Source organism: Ralstonia pickettii (genome assembly GCF_000607165.1).
GTDB lineage: Bacteria > Pseudomonadota > Gammaproteobacteria > Burkholderiales > Burkholderiaceae > Ralstonia > Ralstonia holmesii.
In genome coordinates this window covers 1-7,488 of the sequence record NZ_JFZG01000014.1, presented here as the reverse complement: position 1 = coordinate 7,488, position 7,488 = coordinate 1, and the positions used below count along the sequence as shown (strand labels likewise).

Here is a 7,488-nt window from a genome sequence, read left to right as displayed (position 1 = left end):
GCAAATCAAGCCGACGCTAAGCGCAGTGCGCGAGCGGCTGGGCACTGGCAGCATGAACACCATCCACCGCCATCTGGTTACTTGGCAGGGTCAACAAAAGCCTGCCGCGCGCAAGATTGGCGATCCGAACCCCCGCCTGCTGGCCGCACTGGGCACCGAGTTTTCGCGGGTGGCCGAGGACGCCGCGGCCGACGCCGAGGCCGCACTGGCGCAGGTCATGAGTGAAAACGCGGTGCTGGCCAGCACTGGCGAGGCTCTGGAAGCTGAACGCGACGCCCTGACGCAGGAGCTGCAGCAGGTTGCGACAGAGCGCGACAAGCTTGCCGGCAAGGCGGCCGAGCAGGCAGCAGAGATCGAACGCTTGAATGCAGAGTCGGAGCGGGAGCGCGGCGAACTCGCCGCCGTTCGTCGGGCGCTCGCGCAAGTGGAGTTGCGCCTGGAAGCGCTGCCACACTTGGAGCGCGAACTGAGCGAACTGCGCGCCCAACTGGCGGCGGAACAGGCCGCCCGGGTCGCTGCCGATCGCACAGCCGCCGTCGCCGATGCGCAGCGTGAAGCTGCTGACATCGCCCGAATCCAGGCCAACGAGCGCTTGGCCAACGCCGAATCGCGCGAGCACCAGGTGCGTGCCCAACTGGCTGAAGCGCAGGCCGCGCATGAGCGCACCCGCGAGAAACTAACCGAGGTCGTCGGTCTTGAGGCCGGTGCCCAGGCCGAGTTGCGAATGCTGCGCGAGCAAATTGAGGCCGCGAAGCCGACACCAGAGTCGGCACCAGATCAGCAGACCGGTCAACCGCCGAGCAAACCAAACTCACGGCGCAAGGGGGCGTAGCAACGCCGCTTACCTACCCACTGGGCGGCACGGCCCCCCTCTGCATTGCGCCCTGCCCGCCATACAGTCCTTCCCCTAGCCCTCTTCACATCCGGAGTCATCGCATGCTGCGGTCGTTTGGCCTGGTTGACCAATTTCGCACACTGGCGGCATTCGTTTGTGTCGCCACCCTCGCCTCCACACCGGCTATTGCACAGGATGGCGTACCCGCACTCGCAATCACCGCGCCGAACGGGGCCAAAAGCGTGCTGGTCGCCACTCTCCACGTCCCCTATCAGGGCATGCGCCAGCCGGCGATGTCGGTGCTCCAGGGCGCCACAAGTTTTGTCATTGAAAGTTCGAGGGCCCAAGGTCCACAGCCTGTCGAACTCCAGGGCGCCGATCTACTGGACCCCGAGGTGTTTGCTGGTCGGGCCTCTCGTGCACCATGGGCCCGGTCATTGACCGATACACAGGTTGAATTTCTTCAGCTGCGCGCGAAATGCGCAGCACCTCAACGTCCCGACCTGGCCATCGAAATGCTGCAGCACAAGAGTCCGCGTATGGCCGCCGCGTACGCTTGGATTCCCTGCACAGAATTGAGCAACCTGTCCAGAGACGCGATATTCGCGATAGCGGCACTGCGCTACAACGTAGCGATAGTGCCTCTCGAAGATCAGACCGACTTGGAAAACCGGCGACGCGCGGTCCCGGATCGGATCTATTGGCGCCTGCTGATGGGCGGCTTGAACATCGCCCGCCAGCGAGAGGATTTCCGTCAAGCTGTTATCGCATTCAATCGCGGCGACTATGAGAGGATCGCCGCTCTCGCGAGTCTGGGTAACGAATCTCCAGAGGATGCGGCGATCTATCACCGCCTGATGGTCCACGACCGCAATTTGTCCTGGATGCCGCGCTTGCGCCAAGCCCTCGACGCCGGCGGCGCGGTGGTCGCGGTTGGTGCTGCTCACCTGCCAGGGTCCGACGGACTCATCGCACTCTTGCGAGCGGACGGCTACCAAGTCAACGACATTCTGCTGCCGAATGACACAGCAATGGAGATGCAAGCACCATGATGGATGATGCAATGCATCGCGCTCAAGATGTCGTCTATGGCCAAGACCAAGCCGCGCAGATGCGAAAGGCACCGGGCCTTGCGCGCATCCGCGCGGCAGCATCTGACTCCAGTTGCACGGTATTGGACCAGTCGGTCTGGAAGCGCACTGAGCTGGGCCCGGTCCTTGATCTCCTCACGACTGAAGGATCAACCCAGCGGGTCTACGTCGACGTGCCCATCGCCGCCGTGGTTGGCTTAACGCATCGGAATTTCAGCAAGGCCTTGACGTGGCGCGGCATGCTGCAGGACCTGCACGGTTTTGGCTGGGACGAGCGCGTCATTGACTACTGCGAATCGGAAATCGGCCACCAATCATTTCCCGCCCCTGAGGCAGCGTACGAACTGAAGCTGGCCGCCTACGGCGGGGCTGTGACGTGCACCAACGGCGTCCACCGCCTGGTCGCGGCCGTGAACTGGTTGGGCGCCACGCAAGGTGAACACGCCGTGCTGCGCAAGGTCTCGGTCTGGTACCGGCCGACCGATGCCTCGTTGGTCAGTGCGTTGCGCGCGCTCGAGCAGCAAGGCGCCCGATTGCGTCTCGGCTGCGCCAGAGACGACGCCGGCATCCGCCGTATGTGGTTCATCGAATCAACCACCGCGCACCGCGTCAGCTATTTCCACGTCACGCCCGGACGCTGCACTCCAATTCAGGTCGGACCGCGCTGGGTGGCAAAAGCACGAGCATGGGCGGGCCTAGAGGCCGACGCCGTACATTTCGTGTCGGAGTGGTTCGATATTCCCCCGACCGTTCTCGATACGGTGGTAAAGGATGCTTGGATCGACGCGCAGATCCGCGCGCCCCGCTACGAGGCCCCTCTTGACTAAATGAAGACGGTGAGTCCCGTTGTCCAGCACGACTGGCCTTGCTATTCTTCCCTCGCACGCAGTAGCGCGCACAATTCGCCATCTCGCGATGGTCAACCACCTTGAAATCTACGCACTCCATGGCGACGAAATCCAAGACCGCAGCAAAGAAAGCCGCACCGGCAAAGAAGACCGCCGCCGCCGCGGCCCCGACCATCAAGCCGCTGAAGGACACCTTCACCAAAGCCAGCCTGGTGAGTCACTTGGCCGAGCAGACAGAACTTGAGGCCAAGGCCGTGAAGTCCGTGCTCCTGCATCTGGAGAACACCATCCTGAGTGCGCTGCACAAGAAAGGCGCCGGCGAGTTCACGCTGCCTGGTCTCTTCAAGGTGGTATCCGTGAAGGTACCGGCCACCAAGCGTCGCTTCGGCAAAAACCCTTTCACGGGCCAAGAGCAATGGTTCGAGGCCAAGCCGGCCAGCGTGCGTGTCAAGGTGCGCCCGCTGAAGAAGGTGAAGGACGCCGCTCAGTAAGTCCTCCGCTGCCATTCGTGCCAACGGGAGGCCAAGCCTCCCGTTTTCATTGGCGCGTGTGCCCAACGCAACCCATGAGGATGTCTTGTCTCTCTTTCCCCAGCGTAGCGCGGACGTGCGCCGCTACAAGTTCATCAATTGGAACGTCGTACTGAAGCCGGCTCTGCAAGAGAAATTTGAGAAGGTCATCACTGCAGCCGAGCAAGCAGGCTACCTCGAACGGCTATACGTGCGCGTCGAACGCGAGCACCGAACTGTCACCCTATTCCCAGGCCAGCATCCGGTGGGCGCTTCGCTGAGAAAACAGGGCTCGACAGCGGCGGAGCACGGAGCCGCACTTGTGTTCTCTCAAGCCAAAACCGGCAATGTCGCCGTGCTGCTCTATCCGTACGAGTCTGAATTCATGCGGCAGCCCGAAAAGCTCATCGTTTGGCGAGTGTTCGTGGGCCCGAACGATGTCACACAAAGCGTCATCGACGCAGCCGTGGCCGACGCGTTCCGATACTGGCGCGTATCCAGTGTGCTCGACGGTGGTTCGCGGTGGGATCGTTGGCGCATCGGAATGCTGCGGCGCCGAGACCGTTACCAATCGGCGGAGAAGGCGATGACGACTCGGCCAAGCCTGGTAGCAAGGGCCGTCGGCGCGTTCCTTGCCTGGTGGCCTGTTGCTGCCTTCGTCGCGTTTAGTGCCCTCGTGACGGTCGTGACCGGCTGGCACGACTTCAGCGACAAGTTTGGTGCCGCTTTCCACTCAACATCCACCGCAGCGAAAGAGTCGACGACTACATCAAAGACAGGCCGCGCCAGCGAAGCGGCGGCGGCCCCCTCGACAGCGCAGGATCGCTAGGCCCGCACCCGTAGTTACGGGTTCAACCGAACTGGGGGGCGAGGCATCCCTGTTTTCGGGTAGTAGCTGTAGTACACGTCAACAGCGCGGGCCCAGCAGTCGAGCAACTCGTCCGAGTGGTCGCGTACCCACTTGGCCAAGGCCTCAGCGTTCGGGTGGCTCATTCCGAACGCCGGCGCACCAGTCGCCACGTCGAACGCGCTTCGTGTCCAAGCAGAAAGCGAACGCCTTCGCCTTCTCGAAGGGATAGTCGCAGGGCACCAGGGGGTGCAGCGACTGTAGCGTGGCGGCGCTGGGCACCACAAAGCCTGCGTCATGGAAGTGCTGCCGGCCATGCGCTTCAAAGTCGTAGTCTACGAACCCAGCCGGGCTGTTGTATTCGACCCGCGTAATCTCGGAGGCGGTGATCGGCGCAAACGAGAGCCACCACGTGCCTTCTTTGGTTGTGGTCGATTTCAATAAATGCCGCCGTCTCGTGAGAGGCAGACGCCAAGGATTTTCGACGTATGCGGAAAGGCCCATAAGCTTGGCTTCATCGGGCTTTTCGCCACGACGCGCGTAGTACTCGACAAAGGGCATCAGAGTGGCTGTGTCGGCCGACATCTCCACCGTCAGGCGCACTCGGGTTTTGTTCATGACGATGCCATTCTTGGGTGCGACCCCATCGACGCGGGTCAGATACTCCATGTCTCTCGCGGTCAACGTTTTGTCGCCTGTCGTCAGGCCGTGACCATCAGCATCGGGATCCGTCGTCAGCCAGACCACTGAGTTGCGAATGCTTCCGTCACCATGCTTCACGTGGCCACGCGAAATCCCCATCGAGAGGATCGTTTCGGCGTACGAGACGGACGTGAAATGGTAGAACTTCATCCGCGTTCCTTCATCGTTGTGTGTGTTGATAGTTCAGCAACGCGATTGACCGAATGCGGTGTCAAACGGGTGCCGACAAGCTTTCTTCATTCAATTAGTCGCAACTGTCCTAGGCGCTCCAATCGCTCGCGGTCGGCCTGATCACTATGCTCCGGTGCGACCGGGTGGGCAGCGCCGCAAATCGTGCAGATCCAAAGCTGCACCCGGTGTGCCGCGTCGAACGATGTTACGCCGGCATTTTCGGGAACGTGGTCACGCAGGACGCCACAACTGTTGCAGGCGAGCCATCGTGTGTGGGATCTCATGGGAGTGCTTCGAGGGTTTTGGCCCGTTCGATGATAGCGCGCACGTTCGCAAGGCAAGGTGCTCGCTCATACAGTGAACCAACTTCAATGCCGATTTTGGCGCCACTGAGCAAATTGCTGGCCGTCGATTAGTTCGAAGCCAAACTCGCGCCCGACCTCGGCGGCCCCCGAAGTAAAGCGGCTTGTGGTAATGACGATCCCTTTGCTGGTGCCGCTGCTGCCGCGATCAGCAAAGGCAATGGCCCCATGCAGTTCACGCACGATTTCCGGGCCGACACTGCGATGCGCCGCCCAGCATTTGCATTGTACGATCCAAGATTGGCCGCTCTCGTCAACCGCGTATAGATCGACGCCACCATCGCCATCCCGACTGGCGGCCTGGTGAATCACGCGCAGCCCTCGTTCCCTGAGCAGTTGCATACAATCCCGCTCGAACTCAAACCATGCCGGCCGCGCACCTTCTGGCGCGGTTGATACCTCTTCGTAGATCATGCGCGATGCCGAGCGGCTGCGGTAGACACGCACCCGCTCAGCCTCCGCCATTGCCCCGCGAGTGTGTGGGCGCACGAATGTGAACCCTTCTGGAAGGTGCATTCCATACCGCTGTGCGAGAAAACGCTGAGTCGCCGATGTTGTTGCCGCCCGGCGCAGGTGTTGAGTGACAGCGTGTGGGGCACGACCAGATTCGTGCGCGTGTTGTGTCGCCTGCCGTAGATTGGGCCGGCTATAGCGTACGCGCGGCAGGTACACCACCGTCGTCAAGTCACGGCCACGGCTGCGGCGCGTTGTCGTTCGCGTACCAAACAGCGACTCTCGCTCCTCCACCACAAGAAAGTCCCGGATGATCGCAGCTGCGATCAACTGCAAGCTCAACTCGGCGTCCGTGTTCCACGTCACTTCGCCATCATCATCGCGCGGGCGGATCAAGCGGCCACCTGTTGCGCGCGGCGGATCGCTGGCAATGCCAATCGCGACATGGTGGTAGCGCTGCGCTGCGTCGAGAAATTGGCACGCGAACTCGCCTTGGTTCTCAAAGATCCGCACCGCCACGAATGGGCCGAACGCCACTTCTACTCGTGCGCCCCACGGGATAGTCCATTGCCGAGCTTCCTGTGCTTCGCGCAGCATCGCCTGAATCGTCGCTTCAGCTTCGTCTTCGGTGCCATCGAGCGCGACGCCGCGCATGGCTTCACAGACATCCGACAACGGGACCGGAAAATCGTTTGGCCCGAGGCGCTGGCCCGCGTCAATGAGGTCCAGCATGTCCAGACCGCTGCGCCACATCTCCTCGATGTCGGACAGCGACGCTTCGAGGTTGAACGGCGCACTACGCAATTCCAAACCGTGTTGCCCAGTGTTGGCGAACCAGGGCCGGTGGGTGCCGCCCTGCGTGATCTTGTCATCCAACAGAGCAGCCTCGAACGTCCAACGTGCGGCTTCGGACAACATTTGGTCGCCCGCATCGTTGAGCAGCGGAATCAGCTTGTCGAGCAAACAGAACAGCGCGTACGTGTCATGCAGCACCTCAACACACGCCCGATACGCAGCTTCCGCATCGGGGGCTGGACCCGCCAATGCTGCCAGCCAACGTCCGATCAATGGCGCACGCGCCACTAGCACCCTGCCCTGCTCGGCAATAATGCCCTCACCGAGCCAGTTGCCCTCTTCCGTGACGACCGGTGGTACGCGGTCATATGCCTGTCGCTCTGCAATTCCGCGCACGAAGCCAGCGGCGAGGCGGCGATTCCGATACACCTGCCTGCCCCATGCGACGCGAGCCTTGTCTGTTGCATTTAGGTCGCCTGCCCAGGGCCCGTCATAGTTCAGCTCCGACCAGACGTCTGACGCGGGTTCCGCCCAAAGCGGGATCGCAGGAGCGGCATCGGTTGTGTCAGCCTTTCGTTCGCGCTCGAATGGATCGAATCGCTGACCCTCGCGTGACCCCTGCAGTCCAGGCACCGGATGTTGCCATTGCTGCTCCATGCCTTGGAGTGAGGGAGCGGTTTCCCCAAAACCCGAATGCAACTGCGCCTCAAACCAAACAGTTTGGTACCCCTCCGGCGAAACGGCGATCATGCGAAAGCGACCGCGCTGGCGAATCGCCGCAACCACTGGATCAGCGCTCGGCCGCATCCACCGTGTGTGGGGATGGGGATTCTTTCCCTCTGTCATCAACGTAAAGGAAAACACCATGGAGGGGG

At 61.9% G+C, this 7,488-nt stretch carries 7 protein-coding genes; 5 read left to right on the top strand and 2 right to left on the bottom strand.

The genetic code is table 11. The features are described 5' to 3' along the window. The 5 genes from BG83_RS0116405 to BG83_RS0116385 all read left to right on the top strand — a co-directional run. Positions 1 to 832 (top strand): DNA-binding protein (locus BG83_RS0116405; RefSeq protein WP_024977754.1); only part of this gene is annotated, 832 nt, incomplete at its 5' end. Between the two features lie 104 nt (positions 833 to 936). Further along, a complete protein-coding gene (locus BG83_RS0116400) occupies positions 937 to 1,887 on the top strand; it encodes a TraB/GumN family protein (RefSeq protein WP_024977753.1) in 951 nt (316 codons plus the stop codon). Beyond that, positions 1,884 to 2,753 (top strand): hypothetical protein, encoded by an 870-nt coding sequence (locus tag BG83_RS0116395; protein ID WP_021197350.1) that lies wholly within the window; start codon positions 1,884 to 1,886, stop codon positions 2,751 to 2,753. The genes BG83_RS0116400 and BG83_RS0116395 overlap by 4 nt, the downstream gene beginning before the upstream one ends. A gap of 119 nt (positions 2,754 to 2,872) precedes the next feature. Then, positions 2,873 to 3,265 (top strand): HU family DNA-binding protein, encoded by a 393-nt coding sequence (locus BG83_RS0116390; RefSeq protein WP_012435605.1) that lies wholly within the window; start codon positions 2,873 to 2,875, stop codon positions 3,263 to 3,265. An 85-nt stretch (positions 3,266 to 3,350) separates the two neighbouring features. Continuing rightward, positions 3,351 to 4,112: a hypothetical protein gene (locus tag BG83_RS0116385; RefSeq protein WP_004635272.1), complete on the top strand. Its 762-nt coding sequence runs from the start codon at positions 3,351 to 3,353 to the stop codon at positions 4,110 to 4,112. Between the two features lie 144 nt (positions 4,113 to 4,256). Here the strand turns inward: BG83_RS0116385 and BG83_RS0116380 are convergent, their stop codons facing one another. Both BG83_RS0116380 and BG83_RS0116370 read right to left on the bottom strand, forming a co-directional pair. Next, positions 4,257 to 4,982 carry a hypothetical protein gene (locus BG83_RS0116380; RefSeq protein WP_004635270.1) on the bottom strand — a complete coding sequence of 242 codons (726 nt, stop codon included), beginning with the start codon at positions 4,980 to 4,982 and terminating at the stop codon, positions 4,257 to 4,259. Between the two features lie 389 nt (positions 4,983 to 5,371). Continuing rightward, the coding region (locus BG83_RS0116370) for a restriction endonuclease (RefSeq protein ID WP_037032038.1) at positions 5,372 to 7,488 on the bottom strand (2,117 nt) is incomplete at its 5' end.